We start from the raw sequence: 17085 nt of genomic DNA, 5'->3' as shown, positions 1-17085 counted from the left end.
TCAATCCTCCCGGTTCGCAAGTTCTAGCAGCACGTCCGCATGGCATGGCTGGTCGAGCGGGCACCAGCAGGCGAGGTCTTTGCCGCGTAAGTCCTTCACGTCGGATAGTATCGTTCCCATGAAACTATCGGGGTGTGCGCAGCCATCGAGGCCAGCGCGGAACCGCGCCACCGCGAGTTCGCGGCTCGGGTAATCCCTGGCCCCCTCAAAAGGGTTGCCCCATTTTGTCGGACGCCCGACATAGACCGCGCCTTCGGGCATCTTCCAGCCCTTCGTGCGTTTCCGCTGGATGCGTTTCGGCATCACACCACCCTATTTTCTGCTTGCAGCAGGGCATTCATCGCCGCTTGCTGCCGCTTCTCGATGGGCCGCACCGGGCGATGCCCCTTGCGTGCCCTGCCATGCTTCTCCAGCCCGGCGCCGATCTCAGGGCACATCCTCACCAGCCGGTCCCGGTTGCGCCTGCACCGCACGGCCAGCCTGTGCGCACACCAGGCATTGATCGCCCGGGCGATAATCCGGCGGGGGGTCATTGGCCCGCCCCAACGCGGCCGGACGTATCGAGATCCTGCGGCTCCACTCCAATCACCCCGGCCAGATACTCGATCATGTCGTAGTCACTCACGTCGCCGAGGCACAGCAGCTTGCACTGCGTCTTGATCGTGTTGGCTTTCTTCCGGGTGATCTCGTTCTCGCCCATGATCTGGTCCCGCATCCCGTTCGCGGTATCGACCACTACCTGCGGGTCTTCCCCGACCGAGGCATAAAGGCGCCGAAACACCTCTTTCAGGAGATCCTTGTTGATGCCCTGAGGCTCGTCTGGTTCGGAATCCTTGGTCTCTGCCTGATCATCGGTGGGTTCGGATTCGGGGGGCTCGTCCTTGGCCTCAACTTCAACCGTCTCGATTTCCCCCGTCTCGACATTTACGCTGTCCACAGAGAGCGATTCCGTCTGTTCCAAGGCAAACCCTGCCGAAAACCCTTCTTGCGCGTCTCCGCTCTGCTGTGGCCCGCTGGAGGCCGCTTGCAGGCGATCGGCGATGGTCGGGGTGATGTCTCGGGCATTGTCGGGGCCGCGGTGGCGCTCCGGGTAATCTTCGACTTCCTCGCGGACCTGCATGCCCTTCAGGATGTCCGCATATGTATCGCGCAGGCACCACGCTCGGGCACGCATTCCCAGCATCCGCTTCGGGTACTTGTACCAAGGGCTGTCATTGGCCGCCTCGTAGGTGCCGCCGCCCCTTGCGCGCTTTTGCACCCGCGCTTCGGTCTGCCACAGCCCGGCACGCTTTGCGTCGTCGACCGAGAAGGATCGCTTGACCGGCTCTGTCTCGCTTTTCCGTTTGGTTTCGCAGTAGGCGATCATCTCGTCGCCTTCGCCATCGATCCACTCTCGGACGTACTCACAGACATTGCTGCTGCGAACGACGCCGATCAGCGCATCTCCCCACATGCAAGGACGGTTATTGATAACCGCCACGGACTGCACCGCTGCCATCGGCGGGAGACCAACTTCCATGCCAGCCAGCATGGCGATCATGATCTTCTGCGGCGTCTCCATGCCATAAGGAGACATACCGCCCTGATGGATCGCATCGGCGAGCCGGAACGCCTGATTGATGTCCTGCGGCACGATGGCCGACACCGTTCCACCCATCGAAAGGGCCGGCTTGCGGTTCTGCTGTTCAACGATGTCGTTCATGACGCTCTCTTTCTCTGATTCTTGCGTTGCTGCTTTGCCGTGACCCATCGACAGTTCCCGGGCTCGTAGTTCCCGTCTGGGTCGATCCGATCAATTGAGTGATGGGGGCTCGGTTTCCGCCCCATGTCTTCGAGAAATGCTTCAAAGCTGTTGCGCCACCGATCGCAGACCGTGATCCCGCGGTCGCCGTAGTAGTGAAACTCTCGATAATTCGGGTTGTGACAGCGGGTTTTGATCTGGACCCAGCAAGAGTATTCCGGTGACTTGGACAGTCCCCTGGTTTCACCGTGGCAGGTGGCAGTGGCACTCGACTTGACCGAGTGCACACATCCACATGATGTCGTCAGCCCGCGGATGACGTTCTGGCCGTATGCTGCGAACTCTGTCCCGCAATCGCATTTCATGTTCCAATAAATTTGCCCGCACTTTCTCCCGGCAAAGCTAATGAACTCGAGCTTGCCGTATTTTTCACCGGTACGATCAATGAAGTTGTGGGCAGTCGGCGGCGAAGTGCTGTCGAATTGGATGGCGGGGTTAAATCTCATGCCGCTTCCTCACGTCTCAGGAAGTCGTCGACTTGCTCTTTTTCCCACGGCTTTGCCTGCATCCGGCGGGTGCCATCATTGAAGGGCTGGGAGCCGGGCCACTCGCCGGAATCGAGGCATTCCCTGATTTTCGCAAGAGCCCAGGACACTTCCTTTTCGGCCCTGTCGATCTCGAATGGATCGATTTCCACATGCGCCGTATCAGGGACTTCATCCTTGAGAGTGTAGACAAGCGCGAAGGTGTCGAACGGATGCCCGGTCATCCGGCACACCATTCGCGTGATCGCGGCTTGGAGGAAATAGCCGTTCCGGTACGCCTCCCGCTCGAGAAAATCCTCACTGAGGCTTGCTGTCGTCTTGAGGTCCGCGAAGATGCCGTCGGCCGCAATAGCGTCTGGCCTTGACCGCAGCCAGATGCCAGATGCTTCGTCTTTGGCGAACATCGACCGCTCGATGCGACCGTTCAGCAGGCCAGCCTTCACAACCGGATTCTTGGAGGCGTCCAGCGCCATTTTTTCGATAAGGCTGTATTCCTCTGCGGTGAGCGGTGACTTCCCCTCGGCATAGACCTTATCGCGCCACTCACGCGCTGCCCCGCTCTTGTAATCTTTGTACTGAGCGGGCCGGATCTCGAACGCCTGTGAGAAGTCTTCATCCCCAAGCATCAGCGAGTGAGCAGCCCGACCGAAATCAAGCGCTCCAGTCGTCTTCTGAGGGATGCAGTCGGGATTGTACGACCACCTTCCCCAGAACGCCTTGGGCGAGCCGCCGCGATGCGGAAATATCCATTTCAGAGATGACTTGGAGACAGAGGGCGCGTCCAGCAGGCTCCGGTTATGATGGTACTCGTCCAGGCTGATGCCCGAATATATCCCCGGCTCTGTGATCGGATTGCCATCCCATGCCCGCTCAGTGCGGAAGCGATCGACAATGCCTTCTGCGATGGCGCCGACCGATTGGAAATGATCCTTGTCGATGTCGATGTTCATGGGTGCATCCTTTCCATCTGGATGGTGGGGGCGGTCTCGTCGACCATCTTGTCGGTCTCGAGGGCCATCGCGAGCAGATCCTTCTTCCTCGCGTTCGCCAATTCACGGGATGGACAGGCGCGCAGGGCTCGATAGGCCGCTTCGTTGAGCGCCTTGAGGGCGGCGCGGTATTCCTGATCGGGGGTGTTCATGGCTAAAATCCCCAATCATCGAAATTTGCAAAGGCGGGGGCGTCTTCCTCCCAATAGTCCTTGCAGGCTCGGCAGAACCGTTCTCCATCCAGCGCGAGGTCTGTGCATGTGGCGCAGGCCCCGATGTCATCGCGGGCTGCGATGTGATCCGCGTCACGGAGAGAGAGCTTTTGCTTCTTGCCGCGTTCAATGACGGTGTTCATTCTGCGGCCTCCGCCGGCACCCGGTCTTCTTGCGAAATCGTGATGAAGGTGTGGACCATGTGAGGGAACCTGTCCCCGTCGAACGTCGCGCACCACTCGTGGCCGTCAATGGTCGGGAGGGGGCAGTCGGAGCAGGTGAAGGCCTTCTCATCAGAGCACCAGCTGATGTTGTCCTTGCCGTATCCTTTTGATGCCGGGTTTCTCCGCGCATTCGGCAGAAGATAGGTGTGGCACTTGGTGGCAGGGTTCCCGCAGTCGCATCCGCGGCGAACGTACTTCTGCTTGAGCGTCCTGATCGTTCCGGGGGCAATGGTCATTCTGCGGCCTCCGCTGTCCGTGGGAAGGTCTCGCGGAAGTCCTCGGATCTCGGCAGTGGAGCAAGCGCCTCGGTGTTGCCGAAAAAGGTGAGTTCGGCTGTTTGCTCATTGCCCCGCCAGTCAGTCCATGTGACCAGCACTGCGCGACACCCGGATACGTGCAGGGATTCGCGGGCCAGTTCGATCTTGGTGACGCGGTGAAAGTCGATGCGGTTCATGGCTACACTCTCCTGTCTGTCTGATAGGCGGCTTCGGCTCGGGAGAGCCCGACCTGCACGCATGCGAGAAAACCAAGCGTCAGGATTGCGATAATCAGCACCGCGCCCACGATGTTGGGCTTGCGGCTGGGCTGTGCGGTCTCCTCTGAAAGACGCTGGCCGATCAGGTGGGTGGTGCGGGGGTCGATGTTGTCCATCAGGCGTCTCCCTTGGCTTTGGCAATGGCGGCGCGGGCGCGGTCTGCAAAGTCACCGTCCTCGTTGCGGGTGGCGACAATCAGCGTTTCCTCCAGCGCTTCCAGCAGTTCAGGAGCGGCGGCGATCAGGCGAGCGTTGGCTGCAATCTCCTCCTCCCCGATGACATCCCAATCGACGTTTGCCGCAATGCTGATGTCCTCGTCCCAAGCGCGCCCCGCTTTCAAGTTCTCGGCTTCGCCGTAATCGGTGCTAAGGATAGAACCCCATACATTCACTTCGAAGGCCCATGGCCCCGGCGTGTGCTTGCTCTCGGTCATCAGGAGTCCTCCTGCTCGTAATAGTCGTCAGCGTCGAAAAGCGCTTCGCTCACGGTTTCCTCGATCTGCTCGCGAAGCTCCTTGCGATCGGTCTTCTGCTCGGCCATGTCGCGGACGATTTCGATTTGATCGATGATCAGATCCATGGCCGCTTCAATGACCTTCTCGGCCTGCGCCTTGTGAGCGTCGTAGGACGCCCTTTCGTCAATCACGTTGAAGGCCGGAAACGGGACACAAAGCTTGTCCGTGGTGCGCTGCTGTGCGGCGATGGCTCGTGCGTGATAGCCGAGCGTGACGGGCTGAACGTGGAAATCAGTCCATGCGGCTGTGTCGAGGGTTTTCATTGCGGGCCTCTCTCATTTTGTGAGCCGTAGACGGCCACTTGATGGGAGGATCATTATACGCATGACGCGTAAATGCAAGCAGAAAATACGCTGACTGCGTAAAAATTCTTGATAATGCGTATGTGAGGTGGCAAAAAGAAGCCCCGGCGGGATGGTCCGGCCGGGGCGCAAAGCAATCACAATGAAGACCGGAAACCTAGCGGATCGAGGATGATTTCGCAACCGGAATGATCGCTTTGCGGCGCGAATCGTGAAGAAAATCGTGTCTGCTCGGAGGCTCCCGGCGATTTTCCCTCGTGAAACGCGCAAAAGCGACGGTCTTTTCTGGGTATTGACCCGCCGCGCCGACCAATCCGGTGCATGAATATCCCAAGCGGTTCCGGCGCCAGGCTCACCGGACGAAGCCAGACGGGGTTGATGGCCCGCCCGAGAACGGATTTGCAATCCACGGGATAACTGACAGCACTCACGAGGAGGTCCGCGAAAGCGGATTCAGACAGTTTCGGCAGAGTTCCGATTTACCGCCTGACCAGCGGGAGGATGCCAACCACAGCCCGGTAGGGTCCGGGAAAACAAAACTAGCTGTCAGGGAATATCGGCTTCACGGATGCTTGGCCGCGACAAGATTGCGGCAAGGATGATGCTCCTCCTCAGGACCATCATTTAGACGGGCTATGCCCTGATCAAAGGAGTGTGAGAATGGAGCATCACCGTTCAAATGATAATCGGGCGCAGCGTCCCTTGTGGAATCGTCCTGCGGTAAGTTTATTGCTGGTCTATTCACTGACGGCCATGCTCGCCGCCGCGGCCCTCAATGGGTGGCTCAATGATCTTTTTTATTAGGGTCGCGAAGGAAATGCGGCAGTCTTCCAATCACCCAGAGGATGAAAGTCGCACCGCATACGATTCCGGTGGCCGCGAGAATTAGAGTGCCGCTTGGCAAGGGCAGGAGCTCATCGATTCGGGGATCACCCAATCTGGTTCGGAAAGCGGCAGCCGCACCATACCCAAATCCCACAATCCCAGCGCAGAACATCATAAAAAGCACACCCAGGATGAAGGTGATGGCGTTGGAAACTTTCGCGTATCCGTATGCATTCTTGAAAGCCAGACCGACAACTGCGAGCGTCAACGAAGCCAGTATCCCCCAGAAAAATCCGATCATTTGATCCCCCTACAACTTTGAGAATCGCCCGACCACGCGCCCGACTATCCGAAACCTGTCGGCGGTCAGTGTCTCGATATCATGTGGCGCGGCCTCAGAGATGATCTTGAAGGCCGGCGGATCTGATGCAGTTACCTTCCGAACCGTTTTAGCGCGCAGGACAGAATCGCCGTCATCGATGATGTAGACGGCATCGCCAACCCAAACATTCTGGCTTATATCGACGAGGACTCGATCGTTTGATTCGAGCATAGGCGCCATGGATGCGCCAATCACCGGCATGACCACAACCTGAGACGGAGCGGCCCCCAGAGCGTTTCGAATGTAGTCAGGTGGTATGAGCCATTCACCCATCACCACATGGCCCGAAGCGATGCCGTTGGTTACCAGGCGGGCAGGGCGGTCATCCTCAATCCGGCCTAGCCCCATTCCCGCCGACGCGGATATTTCGGGCATGCCGCCGGACACTTCCGGTTTGTACGACAAGCGGCCGTCAATCACACCGACGCCGGTCTCGTTCCAGTCATCTGGCGAACTGGTGTCGGCGTCATCCGGATCGAAACTATCAATTAGGCCGCCGCTGATTCCGGTCAATTCCCAAATTTCCGATTTTGAAATGACCGGTGCGCCTTTGCCGGAAAGCGCCTTCTCAAGCCGCTTAGCGAAGTCGGGGTTGATCGTGTCCTTCTTGTACTCGCCTTCTGTGAGATACCTCTGAATACTCGACGCACCCTTGTAGCCCATGGATTTCGCCAGTTGGTCCATGGTCATTTCGGCGCGCTGCATCAGCGATTTGAGCCGCATCGGGATCTGAGATGTTTTCATTCGATCACCCTGCGCGTAAATCTTTTACGTTTTCCACGTTGACATTAGTTACGCATAGCGCGTATAAGTGCGTAAATCACTGCATGGATGACCCCCGTGGAAATGAAGACACCCTCTGAAATGATCATCGACAAGCTTGGCGGTCTGACCAAAACGGCGCGGATGCTCTCGACTGACGAGAAGCCGTTTCCGATCACGACGGTGCAGGGCTGGAAGGTGCGGGGGAAGATCCCGCAGGAATACTGGCTTCCGCTGATCGATGCGAGCCGGGAAGTGGGTATCGACATCGATCTGCAGGACTTCCTTGCTGCCCCGACCGAGGCAGCGGAATGATGATGACTTCGCTCCGCAGGCTTTCTGTTTGGAAGATGACAGCCGGCCATTGCGCCTACTGCGGGCTGGCCCTCTGCCCAGACAATGTGGAGAGCATATCGGGGGGCGCTCAATCGTGGATGGAGATCGACCACATCACCTCCCCGAAGGATGGCGGCGGGGAAGAGATGTCCAATCTTCTCCCTTCCTGCTCATCCTGCAATGCGAGCAAAGGGCGAAAGTGCCTTGAGGCTTATCGTCATCAGCAGGCCCGGAAGCTTTCCGGCCGGCCGCACATTCCTCGCGACGTGTTGGATTGGCTGGTCAGCGTCGGCATTACCCTTCCGGATCTCCCGCATCACAAGTTCTGGTTCGAACTTCATGGCGTTTCGTGTTTGCCGGAGGCGGCGGAATGAGGCAATGGCGCACGGACATCGAAAACGCCCCGCGAGGCCGCGAGGTGCGCATCGTCAAGATCGTGAATGGCGCCAAGAAGGGCCGCCGCCACATCGAGCGGGAATTTGTCTGGCTGGCGTCCAAGTGCGGCATCGTCACCAAGTCCTATTGGGTCTGGCCGATCCGCCGCGGGCGCTTTGGCACCTGCTCCTCGGTCCCGCGCTGGTGCATGTTCGCCACCCATGAACGGCCGATCGCCTGGCGCCCCTTCATCGAGGGAGAGTTCCCCGAGGTGGAATTGGAAGACGGCACGGTCGTCTACCCCAACGGCCGCGAGCCGGAGTTTCCCGATCATCTGTTGGAGGCGGCTTGAATGGCTGATCTTGAAACGATCGCCTCCGACATGGCGCGAGAAGATCCTGCGCTGGTCGATGCCATCCTTCGCCGACGCGAGGCGCCTGAGATCGAATTTCTCATGTCGCGCGAGAGGCTGGCAGATCGTTGCCGGATGCGGGCGCGGTTTTATCCCGCATGGCGCATTCCGCAATTCTTCCTTGAGACAGGCGCGGACGACATCGGTGCGGTGTCCCTGATGACCCATATGGGTTTCGATCATCGCCGCCATCCCATCATTTCGTTTGCTTCGCTGTGTCGAAGCTTCTCCACGATCAACCGGGTTCTGCCGGCCTATGGCTGGCAGGTCACGCGAACCGGCGGAACCCCGAACGATCGCTACTCTCTCGTCTCGCTTTCGGGCGGGTAACGGTCCCCACCTCCAGCACGGTCAACGTAGCAGGAGGCGCGGACATGAAGTGTTCAGAAACTCGACATTCGGAGTTCAGGAAAGAACCGGGGAAAACGACGATGACAGTAACAGCGTTCAGCCCAGCGATGGCGGCGGAATATGCCGCGAAGATGTTTCGGATGAAGGTCCGGGGTTGGGGCGATGAAGCCCGGACCATCTCTGACCTGGCACGGCGCTGCGGCATGTCGGAGGTCGCGTACAAGCGGCTGATGCGGGGCAAGACCAAGGAGCCGGGGATCACGGTTTTCGGCAGGGTGAGGGCGGCCTACTACGACCTTTGCGAAAGCGAAATCCGCCGGCTCTCTCACGAAATTGAAATCGACAGGGAGAGGTTCGGGGATGCTGCTGTTGAGGATCTGGCAGGTGAGCTTGAAGCGCTTCGCGAACGCATTCGCAAGGCGAGGGCAGGGGCATGATGAGCGCGGCTGTCACGCTTCTGATGGCCGTGGCGTCCCTGCTGGGGGTCGCGGCGCTTGTCTTTGTTATCGGCCTTCTCGACGCGGCGATCCGGCATCTGATGCGACGGCGCGACCGGATGACAATGCGGGGGCCGGGCGATGGAAATGACAGCTGAAGCTAAGGAGATGGCAGATCGTGCGTGGATCACCATCTCGGGGGCCCTCGATGCGATCAATGTCTGCTTGGAACAAGACGATCCATCGACGTTGCGGATGATCATCGTGATCGCCTGCACCCGCATGAATCGCCTGTCGATCGAAAATCGCGATCTCGCTTCGTTTGTCCGACTGGTTGCGGACGAGGTTGAGAACATCGCTGAGATTGAACGCCAAACCCGCAACGGTCACCCGCCGGAAGTCTTCATGAAGGCAGAGCGGGCCCTCGATGCGATCAGCCGCCAACTCGACCTTGCAGATGCACACACGGAGGGAAATGCATGACCATCGGACACAATCAGATCGACGAAGCAGAACGGCGCATCCTGTTCGCCTATTACCACCGCAAGGATCGCCAGATCGCGGCGGAAATCCGTTCCTTGAACGAGAAAAAGAAATCCAACCGGCAGAACGCCAAAGCGTCCGGGTTCTCATCGGCCAAGCTGGATCACTATCTCAAGGCCTTCCTTGCCGAAGACAAGCAGGCCCCCGTCGACAAGCTGAAAAGCGACCGGGAAAACCTCGCCTGGCTTGGGCTGATCCCCGATGATCCGAAGGGCGACCTTCTCGCAGACCGGGCGACCGACGAGCAGATGGTCGACGCCAAGGGCTTTCATGCCGGGCTCACGGCCATGGATCGGGTATCGGGATATGACGCCGGCAGCGTCGATGATCGCACATGGCTCGAGGCCTATGATCGAGGACGCGAGGAATACGACACCAAGCTGCCCGACATCTGGAAGCGCATCGAGCAGATGAATTCTTCGGAAGCGACCCCGCAGCCGGCGACGGATTCCGATGATCCCTATGCAGACGTGGACACGGAGGAATCCTGATGGGCTGGGCAAAAGCGACAATCGAAATCCGCCCTGCGCACATTGGCACCGGTATCAAGGTGTCACTGAAAAGAGTGCGCAGCGCCTCGGCGAAGATGGCGGTGACGATCACCGGGGAAGCGAAGAAGCGTACCGAGTTCTCGGCCGGCGACAAGATTGAGGTGATGATCGGCGAAGGGGCACACCATGGCCTGATCCGCCTGCGCAAGAATAACAGCACCGGACAGGCAACCGTGGTGGAACGCGGATCGCCTCATGGCGGCAAATACCAGACCATTGCCCTTGGGCATCAGCCGGCATTCGTCGACCGCTCCGAGCCCGCGCAGTGGTGCCAGTGGGAGAAGGTCGAGGATGGCTGGTTCGAGATCGTGCTGCCCAAGTGGGCTGACGAGACTGGTCCCGGGCGCTCCCGTCCCGTTCCGCCGCCGGCCCCGGCCAAGCCAGTGGAGAGGGCGCGCCGGTCCGTCACGTCGGACCTTATGGGAGACCCGCCGCCGGGCCGTCGGGAAATGCTCGACAAGATCGGGGAGGTCAAGCCTTGATCATCCTCGGCTTCGACCCATCGAAGTATACCGGATGGGCGGTCTACGACACTGACCGGCATCTCTCGGCGATGGAATGCGGCATTCTCGACATTCCCAAGAAGGCCGACCCGTACTTTGCCGGAGAGCAGATCGCCCTGCGCACCACCGAACTGCTCCGGCAGGTCGGGTTCAAGCGCATCGACTTTGCCGTTCTTGAAGAACAGGCGTTGGCCCAGATTGGTCGATCGAATGCTGCGGGCATCATCTATCCATGGGTGTCGACAACGGCTGTCGTGGGTCAGCTGGCGGCGTTTCAGATACCATATGGCACCCTTCCGTCGGGCACCTGGCGGACGATGTTTTTCGGCAAGGGGTTCAAGCCTCCCAAGGACTGCAATGGCAAGAATGCTTGGAAGGCAGCTGCCATCGCCCAATGCGAGATGGAGGGAATCACCCTTCCGACCGGGGCGAGCAAGCACAATGCCGCCGAGGCCTGTGCTGTGGCTGTCTGCTGGCGTGAGGCCAAGGTGCATGCGGGGCGCTACCACGAGCCGCTGATGCGATTGTTGCAGAAGCGAAACGAACGGGAGGCGGCGTGATGAGCAAAGCCACATCCGCACGCGGTCTTTTCCGAGCAACCGGGAACAAGGCTCGTCCTGTCAAAATCCAGACCGAAGATGGGATTGTCGCAGCCGACGCGCTTCCGCGTGAGCGGGACGACTTCTACCCGACGCCGCCCGAGCCGACGCGGGCCATTCTTTCAGCCGAAGGGCCGCGCCTGCGAGACTTTCCGCTGATATGGGAACCTGCTGCCGGGGATGGCGCGATGGTGCGGGAAATGGCCGCTCTGGGGTTTTCAGCCCATGCGTCGGATCTGATCGATCGGGGATGCGGTGCCGAGATCCGCAGCTTCTATGATTTTCCGGAAGCCCCTGCAAAGGCCATTCTGACCAATCCGCCCTTTCAGGAATGCAACTGGCGCGACGGTCGCGGGCGCTGGATTCGACATGCTCTTGAAGTGCTTGGCGTCGAGTACATGGCCCTGTTGCTGAGTTGGAGCTTTCCCGGTGCCGGGGGCCTCGGGACCCTATGGGCGCAATACCCGCCGGCCCGCGTCTACCTCATGCGCTGGAAAATTGATTTCACCGGGCAGGGCGCGCCGCCAATGCTGAATGGCTGGTTCGTTTGGGACCGGGCGCACGAAGGCGAAACGGTCCTTCGGATGCTTGACCGCGTGGACTCTCGGCAGAGCGAACTATTCGGGGAGGCGGCAGAATGATCCACTGGAGTTTCCTTTCCACCAGTCAGCGCATCAAGGCTATCAAGGACATCTGGCAAGAAGGCATGAGCGCCGACCAGATATCCAAGGCCCTGCTGAACCGGCATGGCTATGTGTCCAAGGGCGCTGTCGTCGGCATGTTCACCCGCCATCGCGACAAGATGGGCGAGGTGTCGTTGCGCCCGGCAAATGGTCGAACAGGCAAGGCGACCAGCGCGCCGGCCCAGCGCAAGCGACGCAAGAAAAGGCCCGTTCCGACCGAAGCGCCGGAGCCGCTCAATCTCACGCTGATGGATCTGACAGCCCGCACATGCCGCTGGCCGGTCAATGACGGCTCTCCCTTCCTCTTTTGCGGGGCAGAGGCAGACGATCCGCTTTCTCCCTACTGCCCGTTCCATGCCGATCTTGGCGTGGGTATCGGCACCGAATCCGAGCGCCGGGCCAGTCGTCTCAAGGGGGGTGGTTCTGTGAAAAACGATTGCCTCGACGCAGCCACAACCGAACTGGACGCCCTCGGGGTGCCCTATGATATCGACTGGACCTCAAAGCACGTTCACATCCGCTACGGAGAGAACAGGGAGCATCTGCATGTCGTAGCCAAGACGCCAAGCGACTGCCGCGCCCACAAGAACGAGCGGGCGGCAATCCGGCGCGATCTCAAGCGGCAGGGGTATCTGCAAAGCGACGAACCGGCGATCATCGACGAACCGCTGATCATCGTTCGTGACCATGAGGCGCGCTGCACCTCCATCGACGTGGCAAAGAACTTCGACAAGGCGCACAAGGACGTGCTGCGCGCGATCGATGGCTGCCGGGAGAACTGCGGCGAGGAATTTGACCAGCGCAATTTTGCGCCGATTGAATACCGGGACGGGAAGGGCCGGACCTATCGGGCCTATGAGATGAGCCGGGATGGTTTCTCGCTTGTGGTGATGGGCTTTACCGGCAAGGCGGCCATGCGCTGGAAGGTGGCCTATATATCCGCCTTCGACCGGATGGCCGCTGCGCTCCAATCTCAGCCCCCCGCCGACGAGATCGAGCAACTGCGCGCCGACCTGAATGCCGCACTCGACCTCATGGCAAGCATAGAGAAGGCGCCCCCGGCACCGGAGCCGAAGTCGAGAGGAACAATCCCCCCGCGAATGGTGGCAAGGCAAATGGCCCGGCGCCAGGCGAGGCGCGCATGAACGTCGTCCCCATCCCCCAGCGCAGTTCCAATCTCGACGCCGAGCAGGCCCTTCTCGGGGCCATCATGCTCAACAACGAGGCGTATGACATCGCCATCAAGGCAGGGCTTCGCGAGGATGATTTCACCGAGATGGCCCATGCCGAGATATTCCGGGCCGCGGGCCGGCTGATCGAGGGCGAACGGGTGGTTAACCCGGTCACGCTCAAGACAGCGCTCCCAGATGTCGACATCGCCCCAAACCTGAGCATTTCGCAATATCTCGCCAGGCTTGCGGTCGAGGCCGTCTCCATTGTGAATGTCCCTGATTATGCCGATGCCATCATCAAGGAATGGGTTCGGAATGAGTTCTCACAGTGCAGCCAATTGTATGCGCAGGCTGCACAGATGCGCGATGATCTCGAGCTTGCCGACCAGATCGAGGAGATCGACGCCCGCCTGCAAGCGGCTCGAGCCCGTCTTGCGGGAGAGGATGCAGACGGCAAGAGCTTTGCCAAGGTCGCACCTTCCAGCCTCGACGCCACTCTCAAGGCCAAGTCCGGGGAGAAGGCATTTGGCATCGACTACCATATTCCACCTTTGAAGCAGTTGATCGGCCCTCTGATGGGCGGCACCGCCATCGTGGTCGGCGGTCTGACCAAGCACGGCAAATCAGCCCTTGCCCAGCAGATTTCCCGCGGCGCAGCCGACGAGGGGCATCCTGTTTTCTACTATTCCGGGGAGATGAGCGCCGAAGAACTGGCCATGCGGGAGAAGGCAAGGGACACCGGAATCAGCGTCAAGCGCCAGTCAGAGGGGGCCTTGACCGATACGGAAGCAGAGACCCTGTTCCATGCAAGCCAGAAGGTCGGGAAACTGCCGATCACGGTTCAGGACCGGCGCTGCACCGTTGACCAGCTGATCGCTCAGGTGCGGGCGCTCAAGAAGGCGTCGCGCGGGGTCATGCCGGTGGTGGTGGTCGATTCCATGCTGCTGCTCGATCGCAACCGCTTCGAGCGCCGGATGAACGAGTACGAGTTCGCCGATTACGTGATGGACAAGTTCAAGGCGACGGCGCGGAGCCTGAACCTTCCGGTGATCGTCCTGGCGCAGTTGAAGAAGAACACCATCGAGAAAGACCGGCGCTACGCGATCAAGCGGGACGTGGCCTATTTCAAGCAGGCGATCTCACGCCGCCCGCGTGCCTCTGATCTTTACGGGTCGGTCGAAAAGCACGCCGATCATGTGGTCATCGTCTTCAACCCGGAAGTGGTGCTCAAGGACATGGAGCCTGCCGAGGGGACCGACGAATACGTGTTCTGGGAGGACGTTCTGTCCAGTGTCAAGGACAGGGCCGAGATCCTTCTTTCCCTATCCCGGTCAGCCCAATGGCCGGCACGGCGAACCGTCCACTGGTCAGGGGTCCGCCATCACTTCGCTTTCCAGTCCGATGTTCAACGCAACCTGTTCTGAAAGGAGACCCAACCATGGCTGACCCGAGACAACCCCGGCTGAGCGAATCTCAGGTTCAGGAAATCAAGCAGCTGCTCGCGCAGGGTTTCACCTATTCGAAGATCGCCGAGAAATTCGGCGTTCATCACATGACGGTGCGCAGAGCATGCGACCCGCACTATCGCGATCAAAACCGCCGTCCCTACAGGAATACCGAGAGGGAAACTGGAGGGGAGAAGAACCCGATCGTGTTCAAGGATTATCCCTCAACTCTGACCGCGGCCATGTTCGGAGACCCGCCCCCTGATCGGCTGGCTTATATCCATGGGAGGGGCTTTGCATGAAGGTCTGGCACCGTGAAACCCTCGACGGGGCCGCCTACACCTCTGTGTCTCACAAGGCACCGGACGGCTCGCCAGCGGCATCGTCCTTTGCCGGACATATCAGCGTGGAAGAAGCCCGCTACCTGGTTGCGTGGTGCCGGCAAGAGGATCGGAACAAGGCGGCAGGCGCATGAACAAGACCGATGCCTATGTCCATGAGACACCGGGCGGGGCCTATTACGCCATGGTCCGCCTTCCAAGGCACGCCAAGGCAATGCCGATCCTGGGCAAGGGCGGACGCCCGGTTCGGTTCCATGATGCCTATTCCGCCATGCGAGCGGCCACACAGGCTGTTCTGGCCTATTTCAACGGGCATCTTGTTCGCGACGGGGAAACACTATCGGCAACGCGAGATGCAGCCGAGCAACTGTTTCGGAGGGCGGGATGAAGATCAGAAAGACACGCGGAAGGGCGAAGCGCAGCCCAAGGGGCCATAATGTCCGGGTCTATCTCGAGGGTTTGGGCATTCGGGTTTTGCCATGCCCAGCATCAAGAACGCTCATTCGCCCGCCGAACACGCTCTATGGTCGGGCCCGGATGGTCGGACGGTTGATGAGCGAGGATCAGGAACGGCTGACAACGGCCCTGCGCTGCATTCAGGCGAGCAATAGCCGGATGCTCCACGCAGACATGGTGCTCGCGGTCTACGATTATATTGGCGCTCATATGCCCACAGCAGACCGCACAGACGCGATAAAGGTTTTTCGGGGCATAGACCTTGCCGCGATACGCGCACGCGCTCTGGCGCTCTCGTCTGGCAGAGTGAAGCGCCGGGACGCCGCCCTTATCCTTATTGCCGATCGAATTGACCATCTGGAAGGGGATGCCGATGTCGCCTGATATTATTCTTGCACGCCTGGTGGAAGCACATCAGGTCATCGAGAGCACCGTCAACAGCCCCCGGCCCAAGGCCTATGGCTCGGCCATGCCGGATATCATCCGATTCCCGTCAGGTTCTGATGTCTGGCGAACCCATATGGAGAGCTTGAAGGACGATCATGGCGCCAGCTTTCGGCAGATGCAGGATGACCGCCTTCGCGATTTCGTGCGAACGGCCCGCTCTCACTGGTCGGCCCGGCAGATATCGGAAGCCGAGGAAGCGATGATCTGGCCGAGCCTCGTCGAGAACCCCGTCAAGCGTGAGATCCTGATGCTGTATGTGGCCTGCAAGGCAAAAAACGGGCAGTGGGCGAGGTGGCTTCAAGCCCGAAATCGGCGCAAACCGAAAGAATATTGCGTCGCTAGAAGAAAATCCTATCGCTGGAATGATCAATCATTGCAAGAAATTAGTGGTAAGCTGCGCAACAGCGCAATATTGTTGCGCGAAGGCGCGGCTTGAGCAATGTCACAGATAACGTCAAAAAAGGTCGTCGGGTTGATCAAATCGACCCTATTGCGTGAGACCAGGCGAACAACCGCTTAATTCCCCGGGCGTCGAACAGGCCGCTCTCCGCACTCCCCGGCGCCGAGGGTATCGGGCAATCCATTCAGATCGGGTGCGACACGGTGACATTCTGCCGGCCGTAGCACGACCATTGGTCGGAGCGCCTTGAGACTAATCAGGATGGCAAACGCTACTGTTATCGAGATGGAGGCGAGGGAGTGAGCCGCTAAGCTAGCGATGCGGCGAACCTGGGTGCATCGGCCTCTCAAGCCGACCGACCTCCCATCCTGACCCCACACGCCCGGCCCCTGCCGAACTTAGACGAGGTTCACATGGTAGTTCGCAATGAGGTCAGGCGGAGGGTCTACCGTAGTCCGGGCTTCCAGCCGGACGCCGATCGCTGGGGCGGCATCGAGCACCTGATTGCCGGCGGAATTCTGGTCAACAAATATGCGGGCCTTGGGATCTCGTTCGAGGACACGACGCCAAGGGCGGTGGTCAAGGGCCATACCACGAATTTCAGCGGCGATCCGAACGATCTCGTAACCTACACCAGCCCAAGCACCAAATATGTGCGCAATGCCTCCGGACTTCTGGTCCCCGGCACGACCCTGCGCACGTCGCACGATGCGAGCGGCAACGCTGAGGGTCTGGTGGTCGAACCAGCGGCGACCAACCAGTTCACCTATTCCGAGGATGCGAATAGCTGGTCGAAGACGAATGCGACAGTTTCAGTCGATGGCGAAGATGCGCCGGACGGAAACACCACCATGGACAAGATCGTTGAAAGCGCGACGAGTGGACTGCACTACATTTATCAGACGATCGCGTACACCAGCGGGACCACGCTGACACATTCACGTTTCGTCTTGGCAGGTGAGCGAACAAAGGTCCGGATATCTCTGCCGATCGCCGGGGGCGC

The 17085-nt window shown here is 59.8% G+C and carries 32 protein-coding genes; 19 read left to right on the top strand and 13 right to left on the bottom strand.

Translation table 11 applies throughout. The features are described from left to right. The 13 genes from KY465_RS06145 to KY465_RS06085 all read right to left on the bottom strand — a co-directional run bounded on the left by KY465_RS06145 (position 1) and on the right by KY465_RS06085 (position 7013). Positions 1 to 303, bottom strand: coding sequence for a DUF4326 domain-containing protein (locus KY465_RS06145; protein WP_219200823.1), 303 nt, complete (start codon positions 301 to 303; stop codon positions 1 to 3). Beyond that, entirely contained in the window at positions 303 to 443 is a 141-nt protein-coding gene (locus tag KY465_RS06140; protein ID WP_219200822.1) for a hypothetical protein, read from the bottom strand. The genes KY465_RS06145 and KY465_RS06140 overlap by 1 nt, the downstream gene beginning before the upstream one ends. A gap of 86 nt (positions 444 to 529) precedes the next feature. Next, positions 530 to 1702, bottom strand: coding sequence for a hypothetical protein (locus tag KY465_RS06135; RefSeq protein ID WP_219200821.1), 1173 nt, complete (start codon positions 1700 to 1702; stop codon positions 530 to 532). A gap of 541 nt (positions 1703 to 2243) precedes the next feature. Next, on the bottom strand, positions 2244 to 3236 hold the full coding sequence (locus KY465_RS06130; protein WP_219200820.1) for a PD-(D/E)XK nuclease-like domain-containing protein: 993 nt from the start codon (positions 3234 to 3236) through the stop codon (positions 2244 to 2246). Further along, the gene (locus tag KY465_RS06125; protein WP_219200819.1) at positions 3233 to 3427 is read right to left on the bottom strand and encodes a hypothetical protein; all 195 of its coding nucleotides are present in this window, start codon (positions 3425 to 3427) and stop codon (positions 3233 to 3235) included. Before KY465_RS06125 ends, KY465_RS06130 begins: the two co-directional genes overlap by 4 nt. Positions 3428 to 3429: 2 nt before the next feature. Next, complete coding sequence (locus tag KY465_RS06120; protein ID WP_219200818.1) at positions 3430 to 3630, bottom strand: hypothetical protein; 201 nt, start codon at positions 3628 to 3630, stop codon at positions 3430 to 3432. Beyond that, positions 3627 to 3947, bottom strand: coding sequence for a hypothetical protein (locus KY465_RS06115; protein WP_219200817.1), 321 nt, complete (start codon positions 3945 to 3947; stop codon positions 3627 to 3629). The genes KY465_RS06120 and KY465_RS06115 overlap by 4 nt, the downstream gene beginning before the upstream one ends. Further along, positions 3944 to 4165 (bottom strand): hypothetical protein, encoded by a 222-nt coding sequence (locus tag KY465_RS06110; protein WP_219200816.1) that lies wholly within the window; start codon positions 4163 to 4165, stop codon positions 3944 to 3946. The genes KY465_RS06115 and KY465_RS06110 overlap by 4 nt, the downstream gene beginning before the upstream one ends. A 2-nt stretch (positions 4166 to 4167) precedes the next feature. Next, positions 4168 to 4362: a hypothetical protein gene (locus KY465_RS06105; RefSeq protein WP_219200815.1), complete on the bottom strand. Its 195-nt coding sequence runs from the start codon at positions 4360 to 4362 to the stop codon at positions 4168 to 4170. Beyond that, positions 4362 to 4679, bottom strand: a complete 318-nt coding sequence (locus tag KY465_RS06100) for a hypothetical protein (RefSeq protein WP_219200814.1) — start codon at positions 4677 to 4679, stop codon at positions 4362 to 4364. The genes KY465_RS06105 and KY465_RS06100 overlap by 1 nt, the downstream gene beginning before the upstream one ends. Beyond that, complete coding sequence (locus tag KY465_RS06095) at positions 4679 to 5023, bottom strand: hypothetical protein (protein WP_219200813.1); 345 nt, start codon at positions 5021 to 5023, stop codon at positions 4679 to 4681. The genes KY465_RS06100 and KY465_RS06095 overlap by 1 nt, the downstream gene beginning before the upstream one ends. Positions 5024 to 5846: 823 nt before the next feature. Beyond that, positions 5847 to 6188, bottom strand: a complete 342-nt coding sequence (locus KY465_RS06090; RefSeq protein WP_219200812.1) for a hypothetical protein — start codon at positions 6186 to 6188, stop codon at positions 5847 to 5849. A 9-nt stretch (positions 6189 to 6197) separates the two neighbouring features. Beyond that, the gene (locus tag KY465_RS06085) at positions 6198 to 7013 is read right to left on the bottom strand and encodes a LexA family transcriptional regulator (protein ID WP_219200811.1); all 816 of its coding nucleotides are present in this window, start codon (positions 7011 to 7013) and stop codon (positions 6198 to 6200) included. A gap of 102 nt (positions 7014 to 7115) precedes the next feature. Here KY465_RS06085 and KY465_RS06080 point away from each other — a divergent pair, with 102 nt between their 5' ends. The 19 genes from KY465_RS06080 to KY465_RS05990 all read left to right on the top strand — a co-directional run. Further along, a complete protein-coding gene (locus KY465_RS06080; protein ID WP_255561564.1) occupies positions 7116 to 7346 on the top strand; it encodes a carph-isopro domain-containing protein in 231 nt (76 codons plus the stop codon). Continuing rightward, positions 7343 to 7741, top strand: a complete 399-nt coding sequence (locus KY465_RS06075) for an HNH endonuclease (protein ID WP_219200809.1) — start codon at positions 7343 to 7345, stop codon at positions 7739 to 7741. The genes KY465_RS06080 and KY465_RS06075 overlap by 4 nt, the downstream gene beginning before the upstream one ends. Next, positions 7738 to 8094, top strand: coding sequence for a hypothetical protein (locus KY465_RS06070; RefSeq protein WP_219200808.1), 357 nt, complete (start codon positions 7738 to 7740; stop codon positions 8092 to 8094). Before KY465_RS06075 ends, KY465_RS06070 begins: the two co-directional genes overlap by 4 nt. After that, positions 8095 to 8484, top strand: a complete 390-nt coding sequence (locus KY465_RS06065; protein WP_219200807.1) for a hypothetical protein — start codon at positions 8095 to 8097, stop codon at positions 8482 to 8484. Between the two features lie 44 nt (positions 8485 to 8528). Further along, positions 8529 to 8942 carry a hypothetical protein gene (locus KY465_RS06060; RefSeq protein WP_219200806.1) on the top strand — a complete coding sequence of 138 codons (414 nt, stop codon included), beginning with the start codon at positions 8529 to 8531 and terminating at the stop codon, positions 8940 to 8942. Continuing rightward, positions 8939 to 9100 (top strand): hypothetical protein, encoded by a 162-nt coding sequence (locus KY465_RS06055; RefSeq protein ID WP_219200805.1) that lies wholly within the window; start codon positions 8939 to 8941, stop codon positions 9098 to 9100. Before KY465_RS06060 ends, KY465_RS06055 begins: the two co-directional genes overlap by 4 nt. Further along, the gene (locus KY465_RS06050) at positions 9084 to 9425 is read left to right on the top strand and encodes a hypothetical protein (RefSeq protein WP_219200804.1); all 342 of its coding nucleotides are present in this window, start codon (positions 9084 to 9086) and stop codon (positions 9423 to 9425) included. Before KY465_RS06055 ends, KY465_RS06050 begins: the two co-directional genes overlap by 17 nt. Continuing rightward, on the top strand, positions 9422 to 9976 hold the full coding sequence (locus KY465_RS06045) for a hypothetical protein (RefSeq protein WP_219200803.1): 555 nt from the start codon (positions 9422 to 9424) through the stop codon (positions 9974 to 9976). Before KY465_RS06050 ends, KY465_RS06045 begins: the two co-directional genes overlap by 4 nt. After that, a complete protein-coding gene (locus KY465_RS06040; RefSeq protein ID WP_219200802.1) occupies positions 9976 to 10518 on the top strand; it encodes a hypothetical protein in 543 nt (180 codons plus the stop codon). The genes KY465_RS06045 and KY465_RS06040 overlap by 1 nt, the downstream gene beginning before the upstream one ends. Continuing rightward, positions 10515 to 11099, top strand: coding sequence for a RuvC family protein (locus KY465_RS06035; RefSeq protein ID WP_219200801.1), 585 nt, complete (start codon positions 10515 to 10517; stop codon positions 11097 to 11099). Before KY465_RS06040 ends, KY465_RS06035 begins: the two co-directional genes overlap by 4 nt. Then, a complete protein-coding gene (locus KY465_RS06030) occupies positions 11099 to 11779 on the top strand; it encodes a hypothetical protein (RefSeq protein WP_219200800.1) in 681 nt (226 codons plus the stop codon). The genes KY465_RS06035 and KY465_RS06030 overlap by 1 nt, the downstream gene beginning before the upstream one ends. After that, positions 11776 to 12966, top strand: coding sequence for a Rha family transcriptional regulator (locus KY465_RS06025; RefSeq protein ID WP_219200799.1), 1191 nt, complete (start codon positions 11776 to 11778; stop codon positions 12964 to 12966). Before KY465_RS06030 ends, KY465_RS06025 begins: the two co-directional genes overlap by 4 nt. Next, the gene (locus tag KY465_RS06020; RefSeq protein ID WP_219200798.1) at positions 12963 to 14417 is read left to right on the top strand and encodes a replicative DNA helicase; all 1455 of its coding nucleotides are present in this window, start codon (positions 12963 to 12965) and stop codon (positions 14415 to 14417) included. The genes KY465_RS06025 and KY465_RS06020 overlap by 4 nt, the downstream gene beginning before the upstream one ends. A gap of 14 nt (positions 14418 to 14431) precedes the next feature. Next, positions 14432 to 14740: a helix-turn-helix domain-containing protein gene (locus tag KY465_RS06015; RefSeq protein ID WP_219200797.1), complete on the top strand. Its 309-nt coding sequence runs from the start codon at positions 14432 to 14434 to the stop codon at positions 14738 to 14740. Beyond that, complete coding sequence (locus tag KY465_RS06010; RefSeq protein WP_219200796.1) at positions 14737 to 14913, top strand: hypothetical protein; 177 nt, start codon at positions 14737 to 14739, stop codon at positions 14911 to 14913. Before KY465_RS06015 ends, KY465_RS06010 begins: the two co-directional genes overlap by 4 nt. Then, positions 14910 to 15167 (top strand): hypothetical protein, encoded by a 258-nt coding sequence (locus tag KY465_RS06005; protein WP_219200795.1) that lies wholly within the window; start codon positions 14910 to 14912, stop codon positions 15165 to 15167. The genes KY465_RS06010 and KY465_RS06005 overlap by 4 nt, the downstream gene beginning before the upstream one ends. Before the next feature lie 164 nt (positions 15168 to 15331). After that, on the top strand, positions 15332 to 15619 hold the full coding sequence (locus tag KY465_RS06000; RefSeq protein WP_219200794.1) for a hypothetical protein: 288 nt from the start codon (positions 15332 to 15334) through the stop codon (positions 15617 to 15619). Next, positions 15609 to 16118, top strand: a complete 510-nt coding sequence (locus tag KY465_RS05995; RefSeq protein WP_219200793.1) for a hypothetical protein — start codon at positions 15609 to 15611, stop codon at positions 16116 to 16118. Before KY465_RS06000 ends, KY465_RS05995 begins: the two co-directional genes overlap by 11 nt. A gap of 377 nt (positions 16119 to 16495) precedes the next feature. After that, a partial coding sequence (locus KY465_RS05990) for a phage head spike fiber domain-containing protein (RefSeq protein WP_219200792.1) occupies positions 16496 to 17085 on the top strand: 590 nt, incomplete at its 3' end.

The sequence above is a fragment of the Neohoeflea coraliihabitans genome, assembly GCF_019334345.1.
Classification (GTDB): Bacteria; Pseudomonadota; Alphaproteobacteria; order Rhizobiales; family Rhizobiaceae; genus Pseudohoeflea; species Pseudohoeflea coraliihabitans.
Note: the sequence above shows the minus strand (reverse complement) of the source record. Positions and strands in the feature narration are given on the sequence as shown.

What these genes read in the sequence shown, in the direction of transcription:
- KY465_RS06145 (WP_219200823.1), bottom strand. Translation starts at nt 303, where the DNA reads ATGCCGAAACGCATCCAGCGGAAACGCACGAAGGGCTGGAAGATGCCC.
- KY465_RS06135 (WP_219200821.1), bottom strand. Translation starts at nt 1,702, where the DNA reads ATGAACGACATCGTTGAACAGCAGAACCGCAAGCCGGCCCTTTCGATG.
- KY465_RS06130 (WP_219200820.1), bottom strand. Translation starts at nt 3,236, where the DNA reads ATGAACATCGACATCGACAAGGATCATTTCCAATCGGTCGGCGCCATC.
- KY465_RS06125 (WP_219200819.1), bottom strand. Translation starts at nt 3,427, where the DNA reads ATGAACACCCCCGATCAGGAATACCGCGCCGCCCTCAAGGCGCTCAAC.
- KY465_RS06120 (WP_219200818.1), bottom strand. Translation starts at nt 3,630, where the DNA reads ATGAACACCGTCATTGAACGCGGCAAGAAGCAAAAGCTCTCTCTCCGT.
- KY465_RS06115 (WP_219200817.1), bottom strand. Translation starts at nt 3,947, where the DNA reads ATGACCATTGCCCCCGGAACGATCAGGACGCTCAAGCAGAAGTACGTT.
- KY465_RS06110 (WP_219200816.1), bottom strand. Translation starts at nt 4,165, where the DNA reads ATGAACCGCATCGACTTTCACCGCGTCACCAAGATCGAACTGGCCCGC.
- KY465_RS06105 (WP_219200815.1), bottom strand. Translation starts at nt 4,362, where the DNA reads ATGGACAACATCGACCCCCGCACCACCCACCTGATCGGCCAGCGTCTT.
- KY465_RS06100 (WP_219200814.1), bottom strand. Translation starts at nt 4,679, where the DNA reads ATGACCGAGAGCAAGCACACGCCGGGGCCATGGGCCTTCGAAGTGAAT.
- KY465_RS06095 (WP_219200813.1), bottom strand. Translation starts at nt 5,023, where the DNA reads ATGAAAACCCTCGACACAGCCGCATGGACTGATTTCCACGTTCAGCCC.
- KY465_RS06090 (WP_219200812.1), bottom strand. Translation starts at nt 6,188, where the DNA reads ATGATCGGATTTTTCTGGGGGATACTGGCTTCGTTGACGCTCGCAGTT.
- KY465_RS06085 (WP_219200811.1), bottom strand. Translation starts at nt 7,013, where the DNA reads ATGAAAACATCTCAGATCCCGATGCGGCTCAAATCGCTGATGCAGCGC.
- KY465_RS06080 (WP_255561564.1), top strand. Translation starts at nt 7,116, where the DNA reads ATGAAGACACCCTCTGAAATGATCATCGACAAGCTTGGCGGTCTGACC.
- KY465_RS06075 (WP_219200809.1), top strand. Translation starts at nt 7,343, where the DNA reads ATGATGATGACTTCGCTCCGCAGGCTTTCTGTTTGGAAGATGACAGCC.
- KY465_RS06070 (WP_219200808.1), top strand. Translation starts at nt 7,738, where the DNA reads ATGAGGCAATGGCGCACGGACATCGAAAACGCCCCGCGAGGCCGCGAG.
- KY465_RS06065 (WP_219200807.1), top strand. Translation starts at nt 8,095, where the DNA reads ATGGCTGATCTTGAAACGATCGCCTCCGACATGGCGCGAGAAGATCCT.
- KY465_RS06060 (WP_219200806.1), top strand. Translation starts at nt 8,529, where the DNA reads ATGAAGTGTTCAGAAACTCGACATTCGGAGTTCAGGAAAGAACCGGGG.
- KY465_RS06055 (WP_219200805.1), top strand. Translation starts at nt 8,939, where the DNA reads ATGATGAGCGCGGCTGTCACGCTTCTGATGGCCGTGGCGTCCCTGCTG.
- KY465_RS06050 (WP_219200804.1), top strand. Translation starts at nt 9,084, where the DNA reads ATGGAAATGACAGCTGAAGCTAAGGAGATGGCAGATCGTGCGTGGATC.
- KY465_RS06045 (WP_219200803.1), top strand. Translation starts at nt 9,422, where the DNA reads ATGACCATCGGACACAATCAGATCGACGAAGCAGAACGGCGCATCCTG.
- KY465_RS06040 (WP_219200802.1), top strand. Translation starts at nt 9,976, where the DNA reads ATGGGCTGGGCAAAAGCGACAATCGAAATCCGCCCTGCGCACATTGGC.
- KY465_RS06030 (WP_219200800.1), top strand. Translation starts at nt 11,099, where the DNA reads ATGAGCAAAGCCACATCCGCACGCGGTCTTTTCCGAGCAACCGGGAAC.
- KY465_RS06025 (WP_219200799.1), top strand. Translation starts at nt 11,776, where the DNA reads ATGATCCACTGGAGTTTCCTTTCCACCAGTCAGCGCATCAAGGCTATC.
- KY465_RS06020 (WP_219200798.1), top strand. Translation starts at nt 12,963, where the DNA reads ATGAACGTCGTCCCCATCCCCCAGCGCAGTTCCAATCTCGACGCCGAG.
- KY465_RS06015 (WP_219200797.1), top strand. Translation starts at nt 14,432, where the DNA reads ATGGCTGACCCGAGACAACCCCGGCTGAGCGAATCTCAGGTTCAGGAA.
- KY465_RS06010 (WP_219200796.1), top strand. Translation starts at nt 14,737, where the DNA reads ATGAAGGTCTGGCACCGTGAAACCCTCGACGGGGCCGCCTACACCTCT.
- KY465_RS06005 (WP_219200795.1), top strand. Translation starts at nt 14,910, where the DNA reads ATGAACAAGACCGATGCCTATGTCCATGAGACACCGGGCGGGGCCTAT.
- KY465_RS06000 (WP_219200794.1), top strand. Translation starts at nt 15,332, where the DNA reads ATGAGCGAGGATCAGGAACGGCTGACAACGGCCCTGCGCTGCATTCAG.
- KY465_RS05995 (WP_219200793.1), top strand. Translation starts at nt 15,609, where the DNA reads ATGTCGCCTGATATTATTCTTGCACGCCTGGTGGAAGCACATCAGGTC.